The sequence below is a fragment of the Mesorhizobium sp. WSM4847 genome (assembly GCF_055811335.1).
Genome location: NZ_JBVVPY010000014.1, coordinates 113,216 through 137,001 on the forward strand (window position 1 = coordinate 113,216; position 23,786 = coordinate 137,001).

At 63.9% G+C, this 23,786-nt stretch carries 23 protein-coding genes and 2 pseudogenes; 9 read left to right on the forward strand and 16 right to left on the reverse strand.

The features are described from left to right. The first annotated feature begins 23 nt into the window (after nucleotides 1-23). From pbpC to AC0L28_RS20935, 5 genes are all read left to right on the forward strand, one after another. Nucleotides 24-2,129, forward strand: coding sequence for a penicillin-binding protein 1C (pbpC, locus tag AC0L28_RS20915; RefSeq protein ID WP_473479973.1), 2,106 nt, complete (start codon nucleotides 24-26; stop codon nucleotides 2,127-2,129). A gap of 272 nt (nucleotides 2,130-2,401) precedes the next feature. Beyond that, nucleotides 2,402-3,430, forward strand: a complete 1,029-nt coding sequence (locus AC0L28_RS20920) for a sulfate ABC transporter substrate-binding protein (protein ID WP_473479974.1) — start codon at nucleotides 2,402-2,404, stop codon at nucleotides 3,428-3,430. Between the two features lie 32 nt (nucleotides 3,431-3,462). Beyond that, entirely contained in the window at nucleotides 3,463-4,314 is an 852-nt protein-coding gene (gene cysT, locus AC0L28_RS20925) for a sulfate ABC transporter permease subunit CysT (protein ID WP_023798669.1), read from the forward strand. Further along, nucleotides 4,307-5,191 (forward strand): sulfate ABC transporter permease subunit CysW, encoded by an 885-nt coding sequence (cysW, locus tag AC0L28_RS20930; protein WP_023798668.1) that lies wholly within the window; start codon nucleotides 4,307-4,309, stop codon nucleotides 5,189-5,191. The genes cysT and cysW overlap by 8 nt, the downstream gene beginning before the upstream one ends. Before the next feature lie 15 nt (nucleotides 5,192-5,206). Further along, nucleotides 5,207-6,247, forward strand: a complete 1,041-nt coding sequence (locus AC0L28_RS20935; protein WP_023798667.1) for a sulfate/molybdate ABC transporter ATP-binding protein — start codon at nucleotides 5,207-5,209, stop codon at nucleotides 6,245-6,247. 17 nt (nucleotides 6,248-6,264) lie between these two features. Here the strand turns inward: AC0L28_RS20935 and AC0L28_RS20940 are convergent. Both AC0L28_RS20940 and AC0L28_RS20945 read right to left on the reverse strand, forming a co-directional pair. Further along, nucleotides 6,265-6,384, reverse strand: a pseudogene (locus tag AC0L28_RS20940) (type II toxin-antitoxin system VapC family toxin); the annotation flags it as partial. Between the two features lie 61 nt (nucleotides 6,385-6,445). Then, entirely contained in the window at nucleotides 6,446-6,673 is a 228-nt protein-coding gene (locus AC0L28_RS20945; protein ID WP_051407783.1) for an AbrB/MazE/SpoVT family DNA-binding domain-containing protein, read from the reverse strand. A gap of 298 nt (nucleotides 6,674-6,971) precedes the next feature. Between AC0L28_RS20945 and AC0L28_RS20950 the strand changes: the two genes are divergently transcribed. Beyond that, nucleotides 6,972-7,958, forward strand: coding sequence for a sulfate ABC transporter substrate-binding protein (locus AC0L28_RS20950; protein WP_473479976.1), 987 nt, complete (start codon nucleotides 6,972-6,974; stop codon nucleotides 7,956-7,958). A 252-nt stretch (nucleotides 7,959-8,210) separates the two neighbouring features. Continuing rightward, nucleotides 8,211-8,660 carry an RrF2 family transcriptional regulator gene (locus tag AC0L28_RS20955; RefSeq protein WP_027154320.1) on the forward strand — a complete coding sequence of 150 codons (450 nt, stop codon included), beginning with the start codon at nucleotides 8,211-8,213 and terminating at the stop codon, nucleotides 8,658-8,660. A gap of 37 nt (nucleotides 8,661-8,697) precedes the next feature. Here the strand turns inward: AC0L28_RS20955 and AC0L28_RS20960 are convergent, their stop codons facing one another. The 10 genes from AC0L28_RS20960 to AC0L28_RS21005 all read right to left on the reverse strand — a co-directional run bounded on the left by AC0L28_RS20960 (nucleotide 8,698) and on the right by AC0L28_RS21005 (nucleotide 17,996). Further along, nucleotides 8,698-9,225 (reverse strand): gluconokinase, encoded by a 528-nt coding sequence (locus AC0L28_RS20960; RefSeq protein ID WP_473479978.1) that lies wholly within the window; start codon nucleotides 9,223-9,225, stop codon nucleotides 8,698-8,700. A 29-nt stretch (nucleotides 9,226-9,254) separates the two neighbouring features. Next, nucleotides 9,255-10,241, reverse strand: coding sequence for an ABC transporter permease (locus AC0L28_RS20965; protein ID WP_473479980.1), 987 nt, complete (start codon nucleotides 10,239-10,241; stop codon nucleotides 9,255-9,257). Beyond that, nucleotides 10,238-11,218, reverse strand: coding sequence for an ABC transporter permease (locus AC0L28_RS20970; RefSeq protein WP_023798662.1), 981 nt, complete (start codon nucleotides 11,216-11,218; stop codon nucleotides 10,238-10,240). Before AC0L28_RS20970 ends, AC0L28_RS20965 begins: the two co-directional genes overlap by 4 nt. After that, the gene (locus AC0L28_RS20975; protein ID WP_473479982.1) at nucleotides 11,215-12,783 is read right to left on the reverse strand and encodes a sugar ABC transporter ATP-binding protein; all 1,569 of its coding nucleotides are present in this window, start codon (nucleotides 12,781-12,783) and stop codon (nucleotides 11,215-11,217) included. The genes AC0L28_RS20970 and AC0L28_RS20975 overlap by 4 nt, the downstream gene beginning before the upstream one ends. Nucleotides 12,784-12,851: 68 nt before the next feature. Then, a complete protein-coding gene (locus AC0L28_RS20980) occupies nucleotides 12,852-13,976 on the reverse strand; it encodes a sugar ABC transporter substrate-binding protein (RefSeq protein ID WP_027154324.1) in 1,125 nt (374 codons plus the stop codon). A 296-nt stretch (nucleotides 13,977-14,272) separates the two neighbouring features. Further along, a complete protein-coding gene (gntR, locus tag AC0L28_RS20985; protein WP_023798659.1) occupies nucleotides 14,273-15,301 on the reverse strand; it encodes an HTH-type transcriptional regulator GntR in 1,029 nt (342 codons plus the stop codon). Between the two features lie 248 nt (nucleotides 15,302-15,549). Next, nucleotides 15,550-15,771 (reverse strand): hypothetical protein, encoded by a 222-nt coding sequence (locus AC0L28_RS20990; protein ID WP_287229374.1) that lies wholly within the window; start codon nucleotides 15,769-15,771, stop codon nucleotides 15,550-15,552. Nucleotides 15,772-15,895: 124 nt separating this feature from the next. Further along, the gene (locus tag AC0L28_RS20995) at nucleotides 15,896-16,306 is read right to left on the reverse strand and encodes an SRPBCC family protein (protein ID WP_287174559.1); all 411 of its coding nucleotides are present in this window, start codon (nucleotides 16,304-16,306) and stop codon (nucleotides 15,896-15,898) included. Beyond that, the gene (locus tag AC0L28_RS21000; RefSeq protein ID WP_128247742.1) at nucleotides 16,303-16,626 is read right to left on the reverse strand and encodes an ArsR/SmtB family transcription factor; all 324 of its coding nucleotides are present in this window, start codon (nucleotides 16,624-16,626) and stop codon (nucleotides 16,303-16,305) included. Before AC0L28_RS21000 ends, AC0L28_RS20995 begins: the two co-directional genes overlap by 4 nt. Before the next feature lie 137 nt (nucleotides 16,627-16,763). Continuing rightward, nucleotides 16,764-17,996, reverse strand: coding sequence for an MFS transporter (locus AC0L28_RS21005; RefSeq protein WP_473479985.1), 1,233 nt, complete (start codon nucleotides 17,994-17,996; stop codon nucleotides 16,764-16,766). Between the two features lie 178 nt (nucleotides 17,997-18,174). On the opposite strand from AC0L28_RS21005, the gene AC0L28_RS21010 reads away from it, so the two are divergent. Continuing rightward, nucleotides 18,175-18,462 (forward strand): DUF3175 domain-containing protein, encoded by a 288-nt coding sequence (locus AC0L28_RS21010; protein WP_023798654.1) that lies wholly within the window; start codon nucleotides 18,175-18,177, stop codon nucleotides 18,460-18,462. 525 nt (nucleotides 18,463-18,987) lie between these two features. Here the strand turns inward: AC0L28_RS21010 and AC0L28_RS21015 are convergent. Together AC0L28_RS21015 and AC0L28_RS21020 are read right to left on the reverse strand one after the other, a co-directional pair. Next, nucleotides 18,988-19,764: a FadR/GntR family transcriptional regulator gene (locus tag AC0L28_RS21015; RefSeq protein ID WP_287052673.1), complete on the reverse strand. Its 777-nt coding sequence runs from the start codon at nucleotides 19,762-19,764 to the stop codon at nucleotides 18,988-18,990. A 102-nt stretch (nucleotides 19,765-19,866) separates the two neighbouring features. Continuing rightward, nucleotides 19,867-20,763: an NAD-dependent epimerase/dehydratase family protein gene (locus tag AC0L28_RS21020; RefSeq protein ID WP_287067853.1), complete on the reverse strand. Its 897-nt coding sequence runs from the start codon at nucleotides 20,761-20,763 to the stop codon at nucleotides 19,867-19,869. Nucleotides 20,764-20,917: 154 nt separating this feature from the next. Between AC0L28_RS21020 and AC0L28_RS21025 the strand changes: the two genes are divergently transcribed. Beyond that, a complete protein-coding gene (locus tag AC0L28_RS21025; protein WP_473479988.1) occupies nucleotides 20,918-21,856 on the forward strand; it encodes an NAD(P)-dependent oxidoreductase in 939 nt (312 codons plus the stop codon). Nucleotides 21,857-21,906: 50 nt separating this feature from the next. Here the strand turns inward: AC0L28_RS21025 and AC0L28_RS21030 are convergent. After that, nucleotides 21,907-22,227: pseudogene (locus tag AC0L28_RS21030) on the reverse strand (FadR/GntR family transcriptional regulator); the annotation flags it as partial. A 136-nt stretch (nucleotides 22,228-22,363) separates the two neighbouring features. Continuing rightward, on the reverse strand, nucleotides 22,364-23,767 hold the full coding sequence (locus tag AC0L28_RS21035; protein ID WP_473479990.1) for an FAD-binding oxidoreductase: 1,404 nt from the start codon (nucleotides 23,765-23,767) through the stop codon (nucleotides 22,364-22,366). Between the last annotated feature and the right edge of the window lie 19 nt (nucleotides 23,768-23,786).

Here is a 23,786-nt window from a genome sequence, read left to right on the forward strand (position 1 = left end):
GGGGAGAAGGTGCCGGCAGGCGGATGAGGGGCAGCGCCGTGCTCTCCAAAAAATTCCTGCGCCGTTCAGCCATCGCCGCCGCCTCCCTCTCCGGCTTCGCAGCAATCGCCGCCGCCACCCTTTGGCAGCTCGACCGCGCCTTTCCGCCGCCGCTGCCGGCGGCGCTGACGGTATCGACCGAAGTCCAGGACCGCGACAGCCAACTGTTGCGGGCCTTCGCCACGCCGGACGGCTATTGGCGGCTCGCCACCCGCCTCGACCAGGTCGACAGACAGTTCGTCGACATGCTGGTGACTTACGAGGACAAGCGCTTCTGGGATCATGAAGGCGTCGACGTGCTGGCGCTGGCCCGCGCCGCCGGCCAGTTCGCGACCAATGGCCGTATCGTCTCCGGCGGCTCGACGCTGTCGATGCAGCTCGCCCGGCTGACCGAACCGCGCGACAGCCGCAGCCTCGGCTCCAAGCTCAAGCAGCTGCTGCGCGCCCTGCAGATCGAGCGGCGGCTCAGCAAGGGCGAGATCCTCGAACGCTATCTGACGCTGGCGCCCTATGGCGGCAATCTCGAAGGCGTGCGCGCCGCCTCGCTGGCCTATTTCGGCAAGGAGCCGAAGCGGCTGGACGTCTCGGAGGCGGCGCTGCTCGTCGCGCTGCCGCAACTGCCGGAAAAGCGCCGGCCCGACCGCAACCTGGCAATCGCTCACGCCGCCCGCGACCGGGTGCTGACGCGCATGGTCGCATCAGGCCTGCTCGGCGAGCGCGAGGCCGCACGTGCCGCGCTCGACGATGTTCCCGCCAGCCGCCGCCCGCTGCCGGCACTCGCCGCCCATGCCGCTTATGCAGTGCTGCCCCGGGCCGTCCCCGGCCACAAGCTGCGGCTGACGATCCGCAAGAGTGTCCAGGAAGGGCTGGAACAGGTGGCCAGGGATGCCGCCGCCAGGCTCGGCCCTCGCCTGTCCGTCGCCATGGTGCTGGCCGACGCCCGCACCGGCGACATCCTCGGCGAAGTCGGCTCCGCCGACTATTTCGACGCCAGCCGCTCTGGTTGGATCGATATGACCAGGATCGCCCGCTCGCCCGGTTCAACGCTGAAACCGTTCATCTACGGGCTCGCCTTCGAGCAGGGATTGGTGGCGCAGGAAACGCTGATCGATGACAGGCCGACGGATTTCTCCGGCTATCGGCCGAAGAATTTCGACATGGGCTATCAGGGCGACGTCAGCATCAGGCAGGCGCTGCAGCTGTCGCTCAACGTGCCGGCGATCAGTGTGCTCGACGCGGTCGGGCCGGCGCGGCTGCTCGCGCGCTTCCGGCAGGCCGGCGTCACGCCGATCCTGCCCGTCAACAAGGCGCCGGGTCTCGCCATCGGCCTTGGCGGCGTCGGCGTGACGTTGCGCGACCTCGTCCAGCTCTATGCCGGGCTCGCCAATGGCGGCAAGGCACACACGCTGCATGACGGCACCGAGCCGGCGAATGCCGAGCGCTCGACCGCTACCATCCTCGACGATCAGGCGAACTGGCAGATCACCGACATATTGTCGGGCGTCAAGCCGCCTGAGGGCGCCGCCCAGCGCGGCATCGCCTACAAGACCGGCACCTCCTACGGCTACCGCGATGCCTGGTCGGTCGGCTTCGACGGGCGCTATGTGCTGGGCGTCTGGGTTGGCCGCCCCGACGCCGGCGCGGTGCCCGGCCTGTCCGGCTATGTCTCGGCCGCACCGATCCTGTTCGAGGGCTTTGTCCGCTCCGGCCTGGCTGCCGTGCCGCTGCCAGGCCAGCTGGCCGGCGTCACCAGACCCAGGCGCGACGATCTGCCGGTGACATTGGCGCGCTTCGGTTCTGGCGCCGACGGCCTGGTCCAGGCGACGCCGACCGAGCCCGCGCCGACGATCATCTTTCCGCCCGACGGCGCCCACGTCGATCTCGCCGCTACCACCGCCGACGCCACGCCACTGGTGCTGAAGCTGCAAGGCGGCCGCGCCCCCTTCCGCTGGCTGGCCAATGGCAAGCCGCTGGTCGGCATCGACCGGCGGCGCACCGCGACCTGGCAGCCGGACGGCGCCGGCTATTCGACCCTGACCGTGATCGACGCGGCCGGGCGCGCGGCCAGCGTGAAAGTGTTCGTTGAATAGAATGCGCCAAGCGATTCAGGGAATTGGCTTTCCATTAGGTCGGCGAGTAAGCAAGACACGCTCGACTCCTCAGGCCACTGCCGAGGCGCGACCTGTCTCTAGATAGATTGCTTCATGTGCCCGGATTCGGCACTGCAGCGTTGCGAGGAAAGAATTTCTTCGTGATGCCGAAAGCCGGCGAAAAATTGCTTCATAAGGCCAAAAAAAACAACATTGATTGCATCTAATTTCTACCAATTCAGTAGATTGAGGTGATCTCAACGGAGGCGGAAATGACCAATCCTCATTTCACGAAACTGCTCGGCGCACTGGTCGCCACATCTGTCCAGTTCGGCACGCTCGGTTTCGCGTTCGCCGATACCACCATCCTCAATGTGTCGTATGACCCGACGCGTGAGCTTTACAAGCGATTCGACGAAGCGTTCGCCGCCCACTGGCAGGCCGAGACCGACGAGACGGTAACCGTCCAGCAATCGCATGGCGGGTCGGGCGCACAGGCCCGTGCCGTGATCGACGGCCTCGACGCCGACGTGGTGACGCTGGCGCTAGAAGGCGACATCAACGCCATCGTCGAGAAATCGAAGAAGATCAATCCCAACTGGCGGACCAAATTCGAGAACAATTCGGCGCCCTACACCTCGACCATCATCTTCCTCGTCCGCAAGGGCAATCCGAAAGGCATCCAGGACTGGGGCGATCTGGTCAAGGACGACGTCCAGGTGATCACGCCCAACCCCAAGACTTCGGGCGGCGCACGCTGGAACTATCTCGCCGCCTGGGCCTATGCCAACGCCAAGGATGGCGGCGACGAGGCCAAGACAAAGGAATTCGTCGGCAATCTGTACTCTCATGTTCCGGTGCTCGACACCGGTGCGCGCGGCGCAACCGTGACCTTCGCGCAAAAAGGCCTCGGCGACGTGCTGCTGGCCTGGGAAAACGAGGCCTATCTGGCGCTCGACGAATTCGGCGCCGACAATTTCGATATCGTCTACCCGCCGACCTCGATCCTGGCCGAGCCGCCGGTCGCCGTGGTCGACGCCAATGTCGATGCCAAGGGCACGCGAAAAGTCGCCGAAGCCTATCTGAGCTACCTCTACTCCAAGGAAGGCCAGACGCTGATCGCCAAGAACCACTATCGCCCGTCGAAGCCGGATTTGGTACCGCCCGAGGACCTCGCCAAACTGCCTGAGATCAAGCTGATCACCATCGACGATCCGCTTTTTGGCGGTTGGAAGAAAGCACAGCCTTACCATTTCGGCGACGGTGGTATATTCGACCAGATCTACAAGCCGGCCCAGTAGACCCAGTTAGCTAGACTCTAGATCAGGACGACATGACCACAGCACCCGCCAAGGCGGGGTGGCGGTTCAGACAGCCGAGCGTCATTCCGGGTTTCGGATTGACGCTCGGCTTCTCGCTTGCCTACCTCACGCTCATCATCCTCATTCCCCTGTCAGGGCTGATCTGGCGATCGGCCGCGCTTGGCTGGGCCGATTTCTGGGCGATCGCCACCGACCGCCGCACCATCAACGCGCTTGAAATCAGCTTTGGCACCGCCTTCATTGCCGCCATGGTCAATGTCGTCTTCGGCACGATCGTTGCCTGGGTGCTGGTGCGCTACAGCTTTCCTGGCCGCCGCATCGTCGATGCCATGGTCGACCTGCCCTTCGCCTTGCCGACGGCGGTCGCCGGCATCGCGCTGACCACGCTCTACGCGCCGAACGGCTGGCTCGGCAGCCTGCTGGCGCCGCTCGGCGTCAAGGTCGCCTATACGCCGCTCGGCATCGTCATCGCGCTGATCTTCATCGGCCTGCCTTTTGTCGTGCGCACCGTCCAGCCGATCATGGAGGAGATCGACAAGGAGGTCGAGGAAGTGGCTGCCACGCTCGGCGCCAATCGCTTCCAGACAATCGCCCGGGTTCTGCTTCCGGGCCTGGCGCCGGCCATCGTCACCGGTTTCGCGCTGGCTTTCGCGCGCGGTGTCGGCGAGTACGGCTCCGTCATCTTCATCGCCGGCAACCTGCCCTACAAATCCGAGATCGCGCCGCTTCTGATCGTCATCCGGCTGGAGGAATACAATTATGCGGCGGCGACCGCGACCGCGGCGATCATGCTCGCTTTGTCGTTCGTGATGCTGCTGGTCATCAATCTGGTGCAGACGTGGAGCCGCAAGCGCTATGGCTGATCCGGAGATCAAATCCTACGCACCGCACCACGAAAGCCAGTCGGCGGCAGTGACCGAGAGCCGCCCGGCGAAAGCCGTGCTGATGATCGTGACCTTTGCCTTCCTCGGCATTTTCCTGCTGTTGCCGCTGATCGTCGTCTTCAACGAGGCTTTCGCAAAGGGCATCGGTGCCTATACCGAGGCGCTGACCAATCCCGACACGCGTTCGGCGATCCACCTGACGCTGCTGGTGGCGGCGATCTCGGTGCCGCTCAACATCGTCTTCGGCGTCTCCGCCGCCTGGGCGATCGCCAAGTTCGAGTTCAAGGGCAAGGCCTTCCTGACCACGCTGATCGACCTGCCGTTTTCGGTATCGCCGGTCATTTCCGGCCTGGTCTATGTGCTGTTATTCGGCGCGCAAGGCCTGTTCGGCGCCTGGCTGAAGGCGCATGGCATCGTCATCCTGTTTGCCGTGCCGGGCATCGTGCTGGCCACCATCTTTGTCACCTTCCCGTTCGTCGCTCGCGAACTGATCCCCTTGATGCAGGAACAGGGCAATGGCGACGAGGAGGCGGCGCTGTCGCTCGGCGCCAATGGCTGGCAGGCGTTCTGGTACGTGACGCTGCCCAACGTCAAATGGGGGCTGCTCTACGGGGTCTTGTTGTGCAATGCCCGCGCCATGGGCGAGTTCGGCGCGGTCTCCGTCGTGTCGGGCCACATACGCGGACTGACCAACACCATGCCGCTGCATGTCGAAATCCTCTATAACGAATACAATGCCGCAGCCGCCTTCGCCGTCGCTTCACTGCTTGCCGGCCTGGCGCTGGTCACGCTGGTCTTGAAAACACTTCTCGAGATGCGCTACGGCGCCGAGCTCGCCGCGACGCGCGGACACTGAAAAAAGGGACGGTTGATGGAAGTTCGCGTTGCCAACGTGCGTAAGGAGTTTGAGCGGTTTCCGGCCCTCCACGACGTTTCGCTCGACATCAAGTCCGGCGAACTGATCGCGCTGCTCGGGCCGTCCGGCTCCGGCAAGACGACGCTGCTCAGGCTGATCGCCGGGCTGGAGCGGCCGACGAAAGGAAAGATCTTCTTTGGCGAGGAGGATGCGTCGCAAAAGTCGATCCAGCAGCGCAATGTCGGCTTCGTTTTCCAGCATTATGCGCTGTTTCGCCATATGACGGTCGCCGACAATATCGGCTTTGGCTTAAAAGTTCGGCATGGCGCGTCACGGCCGTCGGCGCAGGAAATCCGCCGCCGTGCCTCAGAGCTTCTCGACCTCGTCCAGCTTTCCGGCCTGGAAAAGCGCTATCCGGCGCAGCTTTCGGGCGGCCAGCGCCAGCGCGTGGCGCTGGCCCGCGCGATGGCGATCGAACCGGCCGTGCTTTTGCTGGACGAGCCGTTCGGCGCGCTCGACGCCCAGGTCCGTCGCGAATTGCGCCGCTGGCTGCGCGACATCCACGACGCCACCGGCCACACCACGGTCTTTGTCACCCATGACCAGGAAGAAGCGCTCGAGCTTGCCGACCGCGTCGTGGTGATGAGCCAGGGCAGCATAGAGCAGGTCGGCACCGCCGACGAAATCTACGACACGCCGAATTCGCCCTTTGTCTACGGCTTCATCGGTGAATCGAGCGCGCTTCCGGTCAAGGTCGAGGACGGCCAGGTCTGGATCGCCGATCGCCCGATTGGGCTGTCGGCGCCGCAGGCGCCGCGGGGCGAAGCAACGCTGTTCTTCCGCCCGCACGATGTCGACCTGGTGGACGAATGCAATGGCTGCATCGCCGGCACCGTCGCCGCCAGCCGCCGCGTCGCCGGCACCAGACGGGTGGAGCTCGAAATCGGCGGCGAGCGCCAGCGGGTCGAGATCGAGCTGCCGGTCGACCATCCGGCGGCGCAGAAGAGCCGGGTAGCGTTCAGGCCGCGGCGCTGGAAGCTTTTTCCGGCCGCTTGATCCCTTCCGGCGCTACTCAGCCAGTTCTCGACCTTCAGGCCCTTGATCCGGTTGAACTCTCCCATGTTGGCGGTTACCAGGGTGGTGTCCAGCGCGTAGGCGTGGGCAGCAATAAAAAGGTCGTTTTGGCCAATAGTGGCTCTGCCCGCCGGGTTTCGGATCATGTCGCTGACAAGTTGGTGTCCAGCATGAGCCGCATTAAAAAATTCTTTCGGATTTGACAGGCATATCGTCGGTTCCGGGGAAGTCGTCCTCGGGACCGAGTGGTGGCTCTTGCGCCCATTGCGCGAGCCGCGCCGAGAGGCCAGGTTTGCGGACCGGCTCGATGACCAGGCGGTCGCCTTCACGGCTGATCAAGACCTTTTCGCCGGGGAGCTCGAACTCGACAGGAATGCGCACCGCCTGGCTGCGATTGTTGCGAAACAGCTTCGCCTCTTTCGGCGGAGTCTTGGAATGGCGGTCGCTGGGGCATAGCGATGGCTCCTTTGTTTATACTATTTGTAAAATGCCAGGCAGTGTCGCGATGCAATCGTTTTGCCAACGCATGGGGACCGCTGCCCAGGTGCCTCGCAAGACTCCGGGTGAAAGAAAATCCTAGCAACGGCCTGGAATGGGAACATTTTTCTCGCGATCGCGTGGTGAAGCCGCTCTGCGTGTCTCGTCGCCCACCATGCCTTGCCGCTATGGTTCGGCAATAAGCGCACTGCATCGGAGTCCTGTTTTCATGAAGCGATTTTTGCTTGGCGTCGCCACATTGGCCGGCCTGTTCCTCGCATCCTCCCAAGCCTGGTCGGCCGACAAATTGCTGAACGCGTCCTATGATGTCGGCCGCGAACTGTTTGCGCAGATCAACAAGGCCTTCGTCGCAGAGCACCCCGGTGTGACCGTCGACCAGTCGCATGCCGGGACGTCGGCGCAGGCGCGTGCCATCGCCGAAGGCCTCGGCGCCGATGTCGTCACCTTCAACCAGGTCCTCGACATCGATTTCCTGGTCTCGAAGGGGCTTATCTCCGCCGACTGGCAGAAGGACTTCCCCGACAACGCCTCGCCTTTCTATTCGCTGCCGTCCTTTTTGGTGCGCGCCGGCAACCCGAAGAACATCAAGGATTGGAACGATCTCGTGCGCGACGACGTCCAGGTGATCTTCCCCAACCCGAAAACGTCGGGCAATGCGCGCTACACCTATCTCGCGGCCACCGCCTACGCCAAGGAGGCCTTGAAGGGCGACGACGCCAAGGTCAAGGAATTCGTCACCAAGCTGTTCAACAACGTGCCGATCTTCGACTCTGGCGGGCGCGCCGCCACCACCACCTTCGTGCAGCGTGAGATCGGCGACGTGCTGATCACCTTCGAGTCGGAAACGCGCGGCGTCCGCAGGGAGTATGGCGATGACAAGTTCGAGCAGGTGACGCCCTCGGTCAGCCTGCTGGCGGAGTTTCCGGTGGCGATCGTCGACACGGTCGCCGACGAGCATGGCACGCGTGACCTCGCCAAGACCTATCTCGATTTCCTCTACACGCCGCAGGGCCAGGACATCGCCGCCCGCAACGGCCTGCGGGCTCGCGACGCGGCGGTCGCCACCAAATACAAGGCCGAGTTTCCCGACGTCCGGCTGCTGACGGTCGAAGATGTCTTCGGCGGCTGGGCCAAGATCCAGGCCGAGCATTTCGCCGCCGGCGGACTGCTCGACCAGACCTATGGCAGCCGCTGAAGCAAGCGATCTTCGAAATCGATAGAAAACCGGCTTTTGCCGGCCTTCTTCGTTTTTCGCGCTCCGGACAGGTGATTTCCCGCACGTTCCTAGCGCGCCGTCCAAAACGTCACGAAGAATCAACGTGTTTGTGCGTACTGTGCCCGCGGACGGCTTGTTTCGCGAAACTGCATCGCGCGACAAAACGTCATGATTTGCACACAAACAACCGCCAGATGCGGGCGGTTGGGGTTTTCATGAACTGAATCGGGCATGCTTACCAAAAAAGGCAAATACGGCCTCAAGGCCCTCGTGCATCTGTCAGGCTTGCCGGTCGGCCAGCTGGCGTTCGTCAACGACATTGCCGTCGCCAACAACATCCCGAAGAAATTCCTCGATGCCATTCTGGGCGAATTGCGCAATGCCGGGTTCGTCCAGAGCCGCAAGGGCAAGGAAGGCGGCTATCGCCTCGCCCGGCCGGCCTCCGAGATCAAGATCGGCCATGTCGTGCGTGTCCTCGACGGGCCGCTGGCGCCGATCCCTTGCGCCAGCCGCACCCAATATCAGCGCTGCGATGATTGCGACGAGGCGACATGCCAGGTCCGGAACATGATGCTGGAGGTGCGCCATGCGATCGCCGAGGTGCTGGACAATCGCAGCCTCGCCGCCATGCGCGACGCCGACAATGACGATTTTCCAGTCGAACTGACGTCACAGATCTGATCTGGCGTCTTGAAGTGGAATCGGCGCCAGCGAACCCTCATGAATTCGCCTCGAACAGGCTTGTGACGTCAGCCACAATATCGGCGATCGGGCGCGTCGCATCGAGCGTCAATACCTTCTCGTCGGCTGCCGGCGGTTCGAGCGTCGCGAACTGGCTGTCGACCAGGCTTGCCGGCATGAAATGGCCCTGGCGGGAGCCGACACGCTGCTTTGCGGTCGCGGGGTCGATTTCCAGGTAGAGGAACAAAATGTCCTGGCAAAAACCGCGCAGACGCTCGCGATAACTGCGCTTGAGCGCCGAGCAGGCGGCGACGACGCTCTGCCCATCGCCGACCGGTCCGGCAATGCGCCGGCCGATCGCGTCGAGCCAGCCTTCGCGCAATGCGTCGGTCAGCGGCTCGCCGCTTGCCATGCGCGCGACGTTTTCCGGTGGATGCAGCCAGTCGCCCTCGACGAAGACAGTGCCCAGCGCCGCCGCCAGCGCTTGGCCGACGGCCGACTTGCCACAGCCGGCGACGCCCATCACCACGACGGCCGGTGCGGGCCGAATGCGATCGCTCTGCATTTGTGCTGTCTTTTCGTCCACGATGCGGGTCAGCGGCTGGCCGGCGCGCGGCCGTAAAGCAGGAGCATGGCGACGATGACGACGCCATAGATGATCTGCCGCCCCGCCTCCGGCATCTGCATGACGGAAAGAATGGATTGCAAAAGCGTGATCAGGATGACGCCCGCGACCGTGCCGAGATAGGAGCCGCGGCCGCCGAGGATCGAGGTGCCGCCAAGCACCACGGCAGCGATCGACGGCAGGAGATAGGCGTCGCCCATCGACTGCGCCGCCTTGGAGGCATAGCCGGCCAGAAGGACGCCGCCGAAGGCGGAGAGCCCGCCGGATACGGCGAAGGCGATCAGCACCACGCGCCGCGTGTCGATGCCGGAAAGGTAGGCGGCGCGCTCGCGGTTGCCGATGCCGTAGACCGTGCGGCCGAAGCCGGTGCGGGTCAGCACGAAAACCATCGCAGCACCGATCAGCGCCCAGATGACGACGGCGTTGGGCACGCCCGGAATGGCAAAGCCGGTCGCCAGATAGCGCATCGCCCGGGTCGCCGAATCCTGTGGCGAGAAGCCGCCGGTATAGACCACCATCAGCCCTTGCGCGACGGCATTGGTGGCGAGCGTGATGATCATCGAGGGAATGCGCAGATAAGCGACGCCGATGCCGTTGACGATGCCGATCGCGACGCCGCAGAAAATGCCGAACGGGATCGCCAGCGCCACGCCGAGCGGGCCGTAGGCGGCGGCCGCACAGGCCATCATCGCGCCCGTCGCCACCGACCACGGCACCGACAGGTCGATCTGGCCAAGCAGGATGACCAGCATCATTCCGGTGGCGATAACGCCGAGAAACGACGCCACCTTGAGCTGCTGCAGCAGATATTCCGGCGACAGGAAGCTGCGCGAATAAAGGCTGCCGACAAACAGCAGCAGCACGATGCAGGCAAAGGCGGCCAGCACCGCAGGGTCGGCGCGGCGGATGAATTTCGGCATGCGGCCGGCGATGCCGGCGATGGTCGTTTCGCTCACAGGAACCACTCCAGCCGGTTGCGGACCCTGAACAGGGCGAAGGCGCCGAGGCTGACGGCGATCAGCAGGATGACGCCCTGGAACAGCGGCTGCCAGAGCGGATCGAAATCGAAGACGAAGAGCAGGTCGCCGATGGTGCGGAAGGCGAGCGCGCCGAAAATCGCGCCGATGGCGCTGCCCTTGCCGCCGAACAATGAGACGCCGCCGAGCACCACGGCGGCGATCGAGAACAGCGTATAGGCATTGCCGCTGGCATAGGCCGCCTCGCCTGTATAGGTGAAGAAGGTCAGGAACAGCCCACCGATCGCGGCGAGCAGGCCGGCCAGCGCATAGGCGGCGAATTTTCCCCGGCGGATCGGCACGCCGGACATGTAGGCTGCCATCTCCGACGATCCGGCCGCGTAAGCGGCGCGGCCGAGCACCGACCGGCTGAACGGCACCCAGACGACGAGCACGATGGCCAGTAGCGCCACCAGGCTCGCCGGCACCACGCCGAACAGCCGCCCGGTCAGCGCGTCGGCAAGATCCTCGTTGACCGAACCGCCCGGGAACGGTCGCAGCAGCAGCGCGATGCCGAAATAGACCGCGCCGGTGGCAATGGTGGTGACGATCGGCTGCAGCCGTCCGTAGATGACGATGGCGCCGTTGATCGCCCCGCACAGCAGTCCGGTGCCGAGCACCGCGACGACGCCGAAGGCGGTCTCGATGCCGGTGCCGATGACCAGCCATGAGGCCAGGCAATTGGTCAGCAGAAAGATCATGCCGACGGAAAGGTCGATGCCGGCGGTGATCACCACCAGCGTCTGCGCCATGGCGACGAAGGCAAGCAGCACGCCTTTGTTGGAAGCCGTCTGCACGACATTGGCGGTAAAGCCGGCCGGATGGTTCGAGGTGTAGATCGTGAACATCACGATGAAGATACCGAACGCCAGCAGCGTTCCGCGTTGTTCGGCAAGCCAGTAGCGCCAATCCTTCACGCGTCTGCTCCTCGGGCTGGCGTCTTCGCCATGCCTCTGACGGGCATCTCTTCGCCATGGATGTTGAGCGCGCTGGCGATCAGCGCCCGCTCGGTGATTTCGGCGCCGACCAGCTCGCGCTTGACCGCTCCGTCATAGAGCACCAGCACCCGGTCGCAGCAGCCGATCAGCTCGTCATAGTCGGTCGAGTAAAACAGGATCGCCGCGCCCTGGTCGGCAAGCTTGCGCATCAGCTGATACAGTTCCTGCTTGGTGCCGACGTCGATGCCGCGCGTCGGGTCGTTGAGCAGGATGATGCGCGGCTGCCGCATCAGCCATTTGGCGATGACGACCTTCTGCTGGTTGCCGCCGGACAGCGCGCCAACCGGGATGTCGAGGCCGGCCGTCTTGATCGCCAGCAGGGCGACCATTTCGTCGATCAGCCGCTGCTCGGCGGCACGGTCGATGATGCCGGCCCTGGATAACCGGTCGAGTGCGGCAAAGGAGAGGTTTTCGCGCACCGTCATCGGCAGCATCAGGCCTTCGGTCTTGCGGTCCTCCGGGATCAGCGCCATGCCGATCCGGTCACCGCGGGCCTTGGCCGGGCTGGCGATCGCCACCGGTTTGCCGTCGATTAGTATCTGGCCGCTGAGGCCGCGCAGCACGCCGAAGAAGGCGAGCAGCAATTCGCGCTGGCCCTGGCCGTCGAGACCGCCGAGGCCGACGACCTCTCCTGCCCCGACCGTGAGCGAGATATTGTCCAGCCGGTCGGTCCACGACAGTTTTCGCGCCTCAAGCACCGGAGCGGTTATACCCGGGGCGCGCACCGGCTTCGGTGGAAAAATATGGCTGTATTCGCGGCCGATCATCAGCTCGACGACTTCATTGTCGCTCTTCGAGCCCGCAGCATAGCTGGCGACGTTGCGGCCGTTGCGGTACACCGTGCACTGGTCGGCCAGTTCGGCGATCTCGTTCATCCGATGCGAGATGTAGAGCAGCGCCAACCCTTCCGAGCGCAGCCGCTTCAAGACGCCAAAAATCTTGGCGACGTCGGCCGCGGTCAGCGCCGAGGTCGCCTCGTCGAGGATCAAGATGCGCGGCTTCCTGGCAAGTGCTTTGGCGATCTCGACCATCTGCCGTCTTGAAAGCGGAAGGTCCTTGACCAGCGCCAGCGGGTGGATGTCGGCGGCGCCTGCACGAGCCAGGGCTTCTTCCGCGATGCGCCGCTGCGCCTTGCGGTCGATCATGCCGAACCGTTTCGGCGGATCGGAAATGACGATGTTGTCGGCGACGCTGAGTTCGGGGACGAGCGACAATTCCTGGAAGATGCAGACGATGCCGGCCTGGTTGGCCGCGGCCGGCGAGGCGAAGCTCACCTCGCTTCCGTCCAGCATCATGCGGCCTTCGTCAGGCGCGACGACGCCGGCCATGACCTTGATCAGCGTCGATTTGCCGGCGCCGTTTTCGCCGAGGATGGCGTGGATGCTGCCTGGCGTGACCGAAAGCTCGGCCTTTTCCAGCGCCCGCACACCGCCATAGCGCTTGGATATGCCCTCCATGCGGAAGAGCGGAACCGCACCGTCCATCGGCCCCTCCAAGGCGCTTGTTCTTCGGGACCGGCGCCGCGTAATACCCGCGGCGCCGAGCGACCAGCCTACTGGTTCTCCTTGCTCTGGCCCATGATTTCCTGCGCGGTGAAATTGATGCCGCAGGTCGGGAAGGAATTGCCGACGAAGAAATTGTCGGACTGGTCGGGGAAATAGTCCTCGCCCTCCTTGAAGTTCGGATCCTCGACGATCGCCAGCGGCAGCTTCACCGCCTGCGGGACGACCTGGCCTTCGAGCGCGGCGATCGCCGTCTTGATGGCGACCGCCACCTGGGCGGGTCCGGTTCCGGCCGACGAGCATTTCAGCCCTTCTGAGGCAAACTTGGCGCAGAATTTGCGAAAGCCATTCTCCGTTTCGCCGCCGAACGGCACGAACGGATGCTTGGCGTCGATCATCGCCTGGACGATGCCGGTGTCGCCGCCCTGCCCGGTGACGCCGTCGAAGGGACCGTTAGTGGCGATCGCGTCGGCCGTAGCCTTTTGCGCCACGCCATCGTCCCATTTGCCGACGACTTCGGTGACCTCCCACTTCTTGCCTGAAGCGTCGAGGGCCTCATGGATGCCGTTGTGGCGGTCGGTGTCGACCGACGTGCCGGCAACGCCGCGCACCTCGAGGAGCTTGCCGCCATTGGGGATATGCTTGATTAGCCAGTTGGCCCACAATTCGCCAAGGCCTTTCTGGTCGACGTTGACGTTGATGGCGTCCTTGGTGTCGAGGATGTTGTCGAAGGCGACCAGCACCACGCCGGCTTGCTTGGCGCGCTTGATGACCGGACCGAACGCCGTCGGATTCTGCGCGTTGACAACGATCGCGTCATAGCCGGAATCGATGAAATTATTGATCGCCGAAATCTGCGCCGGCACGTCTTCGCCGGTCGAGACGACCTTGAATTCTTTGAGCTTGGCCGCGACTTCCGGCTGCGCCGCATAGGCTTTTGCCGTCTGCACCATCTGGATGCGCCAGGTGTTGGCGATGTAGCCATTGGCGAGCGCGATGCGGTACGGGCCTTCCTTCTTGGGGAACTTGAAGAACTGCGTGTCGGCGGCCCATGGCGCGAAGCATTCCGGCTCGGCGGATGGGCCTGCGACGATTTCCGGTTCGGCGAGCGCCGACGAACTCAGCATGACGAATGCAGTGGCGGCGACGACGCCACCTACGAGTGACTTGATCATCGATATTCCTCCCAGTTGCAGTTTCTGATTGTTCTTACGCGTCTCGCGTGCCTGGCTCGGCACCTCCTGCCTTGCCGTCGCGCTTTCAGGGTGGCCGAATGCCAACCCGATCTCCTCCCTCGTGGCTCAGTAAACCGGAATAAAAACTATCATATTATACATAATAAACAAGCATCAGCTGTCGCTTATATATAATAAACAGACTTTCGCTGTTTCGCGAGCTTTCGCCTGGATATAACTGGTAGCGCTACCATGACGTGGAGTAAAGCGGCATTTGGCGATGCCTGCAAGCGCTTTCAGCGGGCAGTGCTCTCACGGCGCTTGAGTTCGAAGCCAAGGTCTACGACCGGTTGTTGCGGCCGCTTGCCTGCAATCGCCGCGAGCGCCATGGCGACCGACAGCCGGCCGATCTCGTAGCGAGGCGTCCGGACGCTGGTGACCGAGGGGAAAGCCACTTCCATCATGTCGAGATCGTTGAAGCCTGTGATGCCGATCGTCTTCGGCACGGCGATCGAGGCGCGGTGGCACTCGAACAGGGCGCCAAGCGCGATGTCGTCATTGTTGCAGAAAATCCCGTCCAGCGTCGGCATCTTGGCCAGCGCGTCGCGAAACAATTCGCGCCCGAGCGTCACGCTGGACGGCACCGGCGTGGTGGTGACAAGCCGCGAGTTGAACAGGCCGGCCGCCTCCATCGCCGCGCGATAGCCGGCCAGACGCCGCTGCGAGCGCGGGTCCATGCGCGCGCCGATGAAGCCGATGCAGCGATAGCCCATTTCGATCATGTGCTCAGTCGCCGCCCTGCCGCCATCGAAATGCGAGAAGCCGACCATCATGTCGACCGGATCGGGGCCGGTCTCCATGACCTGCACCACCGGGCAGCCGGCCGTCTCGAGCAGTCTTCGCGAAACTGGCGTCTGGTCGATGCCCGCCACGATCAGCGCCGCCGGGCGCTGCGGGCCGAACACCTGCAGCAGCCGTTCCTCCTCGAGGCCGGAATAATGGGTGTTGCCGAACTGGATGCGGTAGGAGCTGTCGGACAGGCTGTCATAGATGCCGCGCAGCACTTCGGCAAAGACGCTGTTGGTGAGCGACGGCACCAGCACGCCAAAGACCTCGGCGCGCGCCGAAGCCAATGCTCGCGCATTCGGATCGGGCAGATAGCCGAGCTCATCGACAGCAGCCTGGATCTGGCGGCGCAGATCCTCCGAAACGCGCTCCGGCTCGCGCAAGGCACGGGAGACGGTAATGGCGCCGACGCCGGCCTTGCGCGCGACATCGGCGATCGTCGGACGGCCGCCGCCACGGCGCGAGCGCGGTTTGGTCATAGCCTGGTCCCGAACGCGGCGCCCTCGCCGAAGCGCGACCGCGAAATGCTGTTCAGCGTCTTTGCCACTGTCGCCATGCCAATCCGACTTTGCCGCACCCGACTTGCCACACCCGTCTGGCGTCGCGCAGCCTTTCCCCATTGTCAAGCGAACCGGGCAGGACGCTACCCGAACTCGGGTAGCGCCACTGTTTGAATTTCGGCTGTGGGTGGTGAGCGGGCGTCTTGTCGTCCACCGTGCTCAGTCTTCTACGCCGTGCGTCGTCCGCTGCGCCAGTTCGTGGCATAGGGCAACGCGAACAGATAGAGACCGCTGAGGATGAGCAAGCCGAGCGGGATCAGCGGCATGAGATATACCCAATAGGCCGGCTCGACACCTACGCCCAAGGTGATGAAGATGGCAGCGACGACCGCCGTAAAAATGATCGACAGCCAGCGGTGGAATTGCCGGATCCACGTGTTCCAGTTCATTTGGGACCTCCTCTGAAGACGAGCCGCACGACCCGCTTGGCGGCTTTTTTGCTACCTTGTTTCGTTGACAGACGTCTTGTTGGGCATTGCGTTTCGCCCGCAGATGCCTATGGCGCCGGCACGCCTATTCTATTCGCGCCAGGACCTGCTCCAGCTTCGCAAAGAACCGCTGCCATCCGTGTTGGGCGCCCTGATAGTACTGCTGCTGATCCGGCCGGAAGCCCAACTGCTCCATGCGCAGATGGGTCCCCGTGCTCGTAGGGGTGAGCGTCCACGTGACGACACTTCTGAGATCCTTGGTATCCCACGTGTAAGACAGCGTCTTGCTGGGCTCGACTGCCTGGACCTGACAGTCGACCGTCCCCCAGTCCGCGCTCAGATTGAAACGGTGCCCCTCGTCTGGCTTGAAATCGTTCTTCATCAGCCACTCCTCGATCAAATCTGATTGGGTGAGCGCGCGCCAGATCTTTTCCGGCGGAAAAGCAACCTCCCGTTCAACAATGACGGCGCGCGTTTCGGTCTCGGTATTGGTCATTGGTCCATCCTTTTGAGCAGATCTTCGAGGTTGTCGAACCGGCTTTGCCAGAACCCAGCCATTTGGTTTGTCCAGTCGATCAGCGGCGCCAGGGCGCCGAGTTCCGCGCTATAGTGCGTGTTGCGGCCTTCGTGGCGATCGCGCACCAACCCGGCCTGCTTCAGCACCCCAAGATGCTTTGACACGGCCGGTTGCGAGACCCCGGCCCGAGCGGTCAGGGCCGCGACGGTTTGGTCTCCGTCGCGACACAGCCGCTCGAAGATGGCCCGTCGCGTCCGATCGGCAAGCGTTTTGAAGAGGATCTCGTGGGGCTGTGACATGGCGATCGATAACTCTCTGGCTATTGGAAACCAATAACCGCCGAGATATGTGTACGTCAAGCAGGAACCTGGACCGGGCTCCGCGTCACGGGGCCTACCCCATGTCGCTGCCATCGCTCTGGCCAGCGGGTCAGTGCTCAGGCCATCGCCGCGGCGCTGCGCCGCGCCTTCCACAACAGCAGCACCATCGCTGCTATGTTCAGCAGGTTCCAGGCAATGCCGTTGAGGAACGCGGCGGCGTAGGAGCCGGTCAGATCGTAGATCCAGCCCGACATCCAGCCGCCGATTGCCATGCCGAAGATCGTTGCCATGATTACGATACCGACGCGCTGGCCGGCCTCTTTGGCGGGCATGTATTCGCGCACGATGATGGCATAGCAAGGCACGATGCCGCCCTGCGACAGGCCGAAGACCAGCGAGACGACGTAAAGCGACGCGAGCCCGTCGAAGGGGATGTAGAACAACAGCGACAGGGCTTGCAGCACCGAGCCGATCAGCAGGGTTTTCACGCCGCCGATACGATCGGCAAGGAAGCCGGACGCCAGCCGGCTGACGACGCCCGCCGCCATCATGATCGACAGCATGTCGGCGCCTCGCGCCACGCCGTAGCCGAGATCCATGCAATAGGCGACGATATGGACCTGCGGCATCGACATCGCCACGCAGCAGCCAAGGCCGGCGACGACGAGCAACACCTGCAGCGCTACCGGTGACAGCGTGATCGGCTGGACCGGCCGGCTGCCAGGTGAACCGGGAGCGGCGGCATGTGGTGCGCCGCGCCTGAGCAGCGTGATCAGCGGCAGCATGGTGGCGAGGCAGACGACGCCGATCGCGGCATAGGTGAAGCGCCAGCCCTCGCTCTGTATGACGTAGGGCATTGCCAACGGCCAGATCACCCCGGCGAGATAGCTGCCGGCGGCGGCAGCCGTCACCGCGACGCCGCGGCGGCGGTTGAACCAGTGCGAGATGTCGGCGATCAGCGGCCCGAAAATCGCCGACGTGCCGACGCCGATCAAAAGTCCCTGGACAAGGGTGAACTGCAGGATCGAAGTGGTCAGCGACGCCAGCAGGAACCCGGTACCGAGCGTCACCGAGGCAATGAGCGCCGGTATCCAGTAGCCGATGCGGTCGATGGCGCGGCCGACCAGCACATTGCCGACGGCGAAACCGGCCATGGTCGCGGTATAGGGCATCGAAGCGGCGGCGCGATCGACGCCGAATTCGGCCTGCATGGCGGGCAGCACCACGACCACCGCCCACATGCCGACACCGCCGATCGTCGCCAGCAGCATCGAGATGCCGAGCCGCAGCCAGGCATAGGCGCTGTCTATGCCGGGGCTGCTCGGCCGGCTGGAGGCGGTTGTGGTCAAGGCGTTTCCTGTCCGCGGTTGTGCGCAAGTCGACGGTTCGGCACCACTATCGGGACATTGGCGGCGCCGTGCAGCGCCACATCGCGCAATTCCGTGGCTCCAGGGATTTGAGCTGCAGTGGAACGGTGGCCGCCGTCCCGGAGTTTTTCATCAAACTTAGCAATGGAAGGAGCTTGTCATGACCGCGAAAAGGAAATGGTCGGCCGAGGTCACCGAGCACAGCGATGCGCTGGACCTCGAGGACCATATCTTCGAATCCCACGACCCCAAGAAGATCGCAGCCTCGTTGAAGCGATCGGCCGAGCACAGCGACCGGCGCAAGGCCGAGCCGTTCCAGTCCGCCATGTCGATGCTGAATTTTTACATCAACCGCGCCGGCACGAACCTGCCGGCCAAGCAGAAGAAAGTGCTGGAGGACGCCAAGGACGAACTGCGCGCCGCGTTTGGGCGCCCGAGAGAACACTGAGCAAGGAGCGAAGCGACGCGGCGCAGACCCTGGGAGCCATTCCGTGACAGCCGCCGAAGAATGCAACGGCTCAGAATAAAAGCGCTCTGTAGCGATCCTTCGCGCCCCCCTCTGTCCTGCCCTCTTTGCCAAGACTCGACATCTCCCCCACTTGGGGAGATCGGCAGCTTCGCGGACAGCGTCCGCAAGGTTGGTGATTGGCGAAATCAGTGATGAAGCCAATCTCCCTCCTTGTGGGGGAGATGTCCGGCAGGACAGAGGGGGGCGCTGTCCCTCCCGCGATCAAAGGTCCTGCACCGCAGCAGTGCTCCAAGGTAACGGCATGGATCCTGGGGTCTGCGCGGCGTCGCTTCGCTCCTTGCTTCGCCCCAGGATGACGAAGGCATGGGACCCTGCGGCTAATCTCAAATCTTGGAGATTGGCGGCTGTGGCCCGGCGGCGATCGCGAACGGGGAGATTGCGAACGGCGAAATTGCGGGCGGTGGAGAAAGAAGATGAAGCGCTGCAGTGGTCCGCCGCGCTTTTTCAGCGCGACTTGATGACGCTGTCGGTATTGGCCAACAGCTTGCGCACCGCGTTGCGTGCCGCATCCGGCCGCTGCAGGCGGATGTTCCTTTCGATCGCCTCGTGCAGCTTCTGCGCGTGCTGCAGATCGTCCAGTTCCCGCGTCGTATAGGCGAACAGATGATCGAACGCCGATTCGATCAGCACGCCGAGCGGCACCAGGAGGTCGTTACCGGAGGCGCGCAGGATCGCCAGGTGAAACCGCGTGTCGGCGCGGGTGCGCTCCTGCAGCGTCGCCGCCGCGCCCATCTCCCGGCAGGCCCGGCTGATCTCGGCCATCTGCTCGTCTGTGCGCCGCATCGCGGCAAAGGCGGTCGCTTCCGGCTCGATGATGTGGCGGAACTCCTGCACCGTTTTCAGGAACACCTCGCGGTCGGGCGAGGTCGCGTACCAGGCGAGCACGTCGCGATCGAGCAGGTTCCAGCGCTCTTTCGGCTCGACCCAGCTGCCGATCTTTGGACGCGACGCCAAAAGGCTCTTGGCCATCAGCATTTTTATCGCTTCGCGCACCGCCGAGCGGCTGACGTCGAAAGTCTCGGACCATTTGGCCTCGTTGGGCAGGATGGTTCCCGGCGGATAGTCGCCGCGCACGATCCTGAGACCGATTTCGTTGGCCAGCGACGCATGCACGCTCGCCCCAGGCATGCGCGCCGTATCGGCACGGCGAACGGCAGCCGGGCGCTCGGCCGACGCCGCCCTGGCCGGTGTTTTTCGCTTATTCGGCTTGCCGTCCCGCATGCGTTCACAAAGTCCGGATTGCGAAAGCTGTCAAGCACCGGACAAGCCTCGGGCGGCAAAGCCTGCTTCTGTGCACAGATCAGCCGGGATGCATCGGCCTCGTCATGCCGTCTTGACGTATTTCCGCCAGCTGTGTTCCGGGCGGAAGCCGAGCATATCCCGCGCCTTGCGGTTCGAAAGCAGCGTCTCGTATTCGCCGAGCTCGCCCTTGACCGGCACGCCGGGATAGAACCGCTTCAAGAGTTCGGCCGTCGGCAGGTCGGACGAGGTGTCGTCATTGGCGGCGTTGAACACCTGATAGCCGAGCCCGTCCTTCTCGATGGCGCGCAGGGTGATCTGGCCGAGGTCGCGCGCGTCGATATAGCTCCAGGCGATCCGCTTGCGGAAACCTGGATCGGCGAACCATTTCGGGAACAGCGAATATTCATGCGGCTCGATGACGTTACCGATGCGCAAGGCGTAGATGTCGATGCCGCTGCGCAGCGCGAAGGCGCGCGCCGTCTTCTCGTTGACGATCTTCGACAGCGCATAGCTGTCCATTGGATCGACGTCATAGTCCTCGTCGAGCGGGAAATGTGTCGGGTCGCGCGGCTCGTTGGCAAAAACCAGCCCATAGGTCGTCTCGCTGGAGGCGATCACCACCTTGCGGATGCCGAGTTTCACCGCCGCCTCGATGACATTGTAGGTGCCGAGCGCGTTGATGCGGAACACCTCGTTGTCGGGCGTGATCATGATGCGCGGGATCGCCGCGAAGTGCACCACGGCATCGACCGGCTGCGCGCGCAGCGACGGGTCGAATTCATGCAGGCCCATATAGCTCGACAGCGCATTGAACACCTGCCCGCTGTCGGTGATATCGGTGATCAGGGTGCGCACCTTGGGATTGTCGAGCGGCTTGGTGTCGATGTTGAGCACCTGGCAGCCCTGCTCGACCAGATACTGCACGACATGGCGCCCCGCCTTGCCGCTGCCGCCGGTGAACATGATCCGCTTCGTCATTTTGCTCTCCACATTCCCTGGAATACATGTGTATTGTCAGACAATATGGCATTCCGCAATCGCCTGCCAACGGCCTGCGGCGAAAACCCGCTTCAACAATTCGCCTGCCGAAGTGCAGCGCCGTCATCGAGACCGCAACACAGGATTACACGCCATGAACACCACCGCCGCGAGCGAAAAGATCGGCTTCATCGGACTGGGCCTGATGGGACACGGGATCGCGAAGAACATCGTCGACAAGGGCTATTCCCTGACGTTTCTCGGCCGCAAGAACCGGGCGCCGGCGCAAGACATGCTCGGCCGGGGCGCGAAGGAAGCCGCGACCTCGCGCGAGGTGGCAGCGGCATCCGATATCGTCTTCATCTGCGTCACCGGCTCGCGCGAGGTCGAGGCCATCATCCGCGGGCCGGGCGGCCTCAAGGAGGGCCTGAAGCAGGGTTCGGTGGTCGTCGATTGCTCGACTTCGGATCCCACTTCGACGGTGGCGCTTGCCGCCGAACTCAAGGGGCTCGGCGTCGACTATGTCGATGCCCCGCTCAGCCGCACCCCGAAGGAGGCCTGGGAAGGCACGCTGGACGCCATGGTCGGTGCATCCGACGCGGTCTTTGCCCGGCTGAAGCCAGTGGTCGACACCTGGGCCGGACGTATCGTCCATATCGGTGACACCGGCGACGGCCACCGCATGAAGCTGCTCAACAATTTCATCTCGCTGGGCTATGCGGCGATCTATTCCGAGGCGCTGGCGCTGGCCGAAAAGGTCGGCATCTCGCCGCCGCGCTTCGACAGCGTCATCCGCAACGGCCGCATGGATTGCGGCTTCTACCAGACTTTCATGCGCTGGACGCTGGAAGGCGACCGCGATGCGCACAAATTCACCATCGCCAACGCCTTCAAGGACCTCACCTACCTCGAATCGATGGCCGGTGCCGCCGGCATCGCCAACCCGCTCGGCAACGCCACCAAGAACGCCTTCGCCGGCGCATTCGCCGCCGGGCCCGCCGATCAATATGTGCCGATGCTGGCGACGCATATCGGCAAGGTCAACGGCGTCGATTTGACGCCGACGAAGGATGGGAAGAAGCAGACGATTTGAGGCTGCCGCCGTCCCTTCTCCCCTTGTGGGAGAAGGAAAGGTGCATGAAATCACCGCCGCGACCGCCCGATAACCTCGTCGGTGTTGGCGAGCAGCCTGTGCACGGCACTCCTTGCCGCCTCCGGCCGCTGGAGGCGGATGTTCTTCTCGATCGCCTCATGCAGCGCCTGCGCCCGCGGCTGGTCGCTGGTTTCGCGCGTGACGAAAACGAAGAGATGATCGAGCGCCGATTCGATCAGCACGCCGAGCGGCACCAGCAGGTCGTTGCCCGAGGCGCGCAGGATCGCCAGGTGAAAACGCGTGTCGGCGCGGGTGCGCTCCGGCAGCGTCGCCGCCTCGCCCATCTCCCGGCAGGCCTGGCCGATCTCGGCCGTTGCGGACAGATTTGCCACTGATTGAAAGCACACATCGCGGCGACCACACTGGGCGTCGCTCGCGACTCAGCGCGATCAAAGCCATCACGATCGAGACGAGAGTCGCAACCGTACGCGCGATTTGGATTGTGCGTCAGTGCATTGGCAGGATGTTCTGGTTGAGGCGGAACAGATTGTCCGGATCGTATCTGTGCTTGATCTTGGCGAGCCGCGCGTAGACCTCGGCTCCGAAGGCGTCGCGCACGAGATCCGCACCTTCGCCATGGCCTGGGAAGTTCAGGTAGAGGCGGCCGGTCGAGTAGCGCTGCATGTCCTGCCAGAAGCTGCGAACCCAGCCGATGTTCGCATCGTCATCGTCAGTGCCTGGCCAGATGGCGTCAAGGCTGAGCATGAAGGGCATGGAGCGGTCGCCGAAGGCAGTCGCATCGGCTGCGACGCGCTGGACGAAACCGCCGAACTTCCAGATCGAGGCAAAGGTCATTTCGGAGGGCCGCTTCGCCATCCGCGCGGTGATCTCCCCGATGACCTCGTCATCGAGGCGCGAGAGGTAGGTGGACTTCCAGTAGCAGCGGTCGCGGCCTTTCGGGAACAGGCCGTCATAGAGCGACTGGATGGTGCGATACGGCATGCGACCGCTGAAATCGACGAGCGATTCGCCAAAGCTGCGCAGCGGAGCCGCGACGCGCTCGCCCTCGTCCGCCGGTCCGTCATAGACATGCGCAAGCGCCAGGACGCGGCGGCCCCAGGCGTGTTCGGGAACGGAGGGATCCTCCGGAATGGTGGAGAACTCGGCCAGCCCGCTCAGGCGGTCGGGGGCGGTTTGCATGAAGTCGCGCCAAAGCGGAATGATCTCGTTGGCGCGCTCTTCCGGATAGGCAGGACCACAGAACATCAGCTCGGGTTCGATCGGGTGCAGCTTGAACTCGAAGCTCGTCACCACGCCGAAATTGCCGCCGCCGCCGCGCAACGCCCAGAAGAGATCCGGGTTCTGCGTCGCATCGACTTGGATGAGGCGTCCATCGGCGGTCACCAGATCGGCGGCCAGCAGATTGTCGACGCTGAGGCCGTGGCTGCCGCGCAGCCAGCCGATGCCTCCTGAGAGTGTCAGGCCGGCAACGCCAGTCGCCGAGATCAGGCCGCCCGGCGTGGCGCGGCCAAGCGGGGTGGTGGCCGCATCGACATCGGCCCACGTAGCGCCGCCCTCTACGAAAGCACGATCGAGGCCGGCGACCCGCACGCCATTCATCAGCGACATGTCGATCATCAGGCCGCCGTCGCAGACGGCATAGCCTGCGACATTATGGCCGCCCGAGCGGATCGCGATCGCCAGCCGCTCTTCGCGCGCGAAATTCACCGATGCCGCGACATCGGCAGCATTCCGGCAGCGCGCGATGACGGCGGGACGGCGGTCGATCATGCCGTTCCAGACGACCCGCGTCGCATCGTAGGACGGGCTAGACGGCTCCAGCACCTCGCCACGCATCGCTGAACGGAAGCTTTCGATGCTCGATGATGCAAGGGTGGCGGCGGTGGCCATGTCGCGGTCTCCTCGTTTC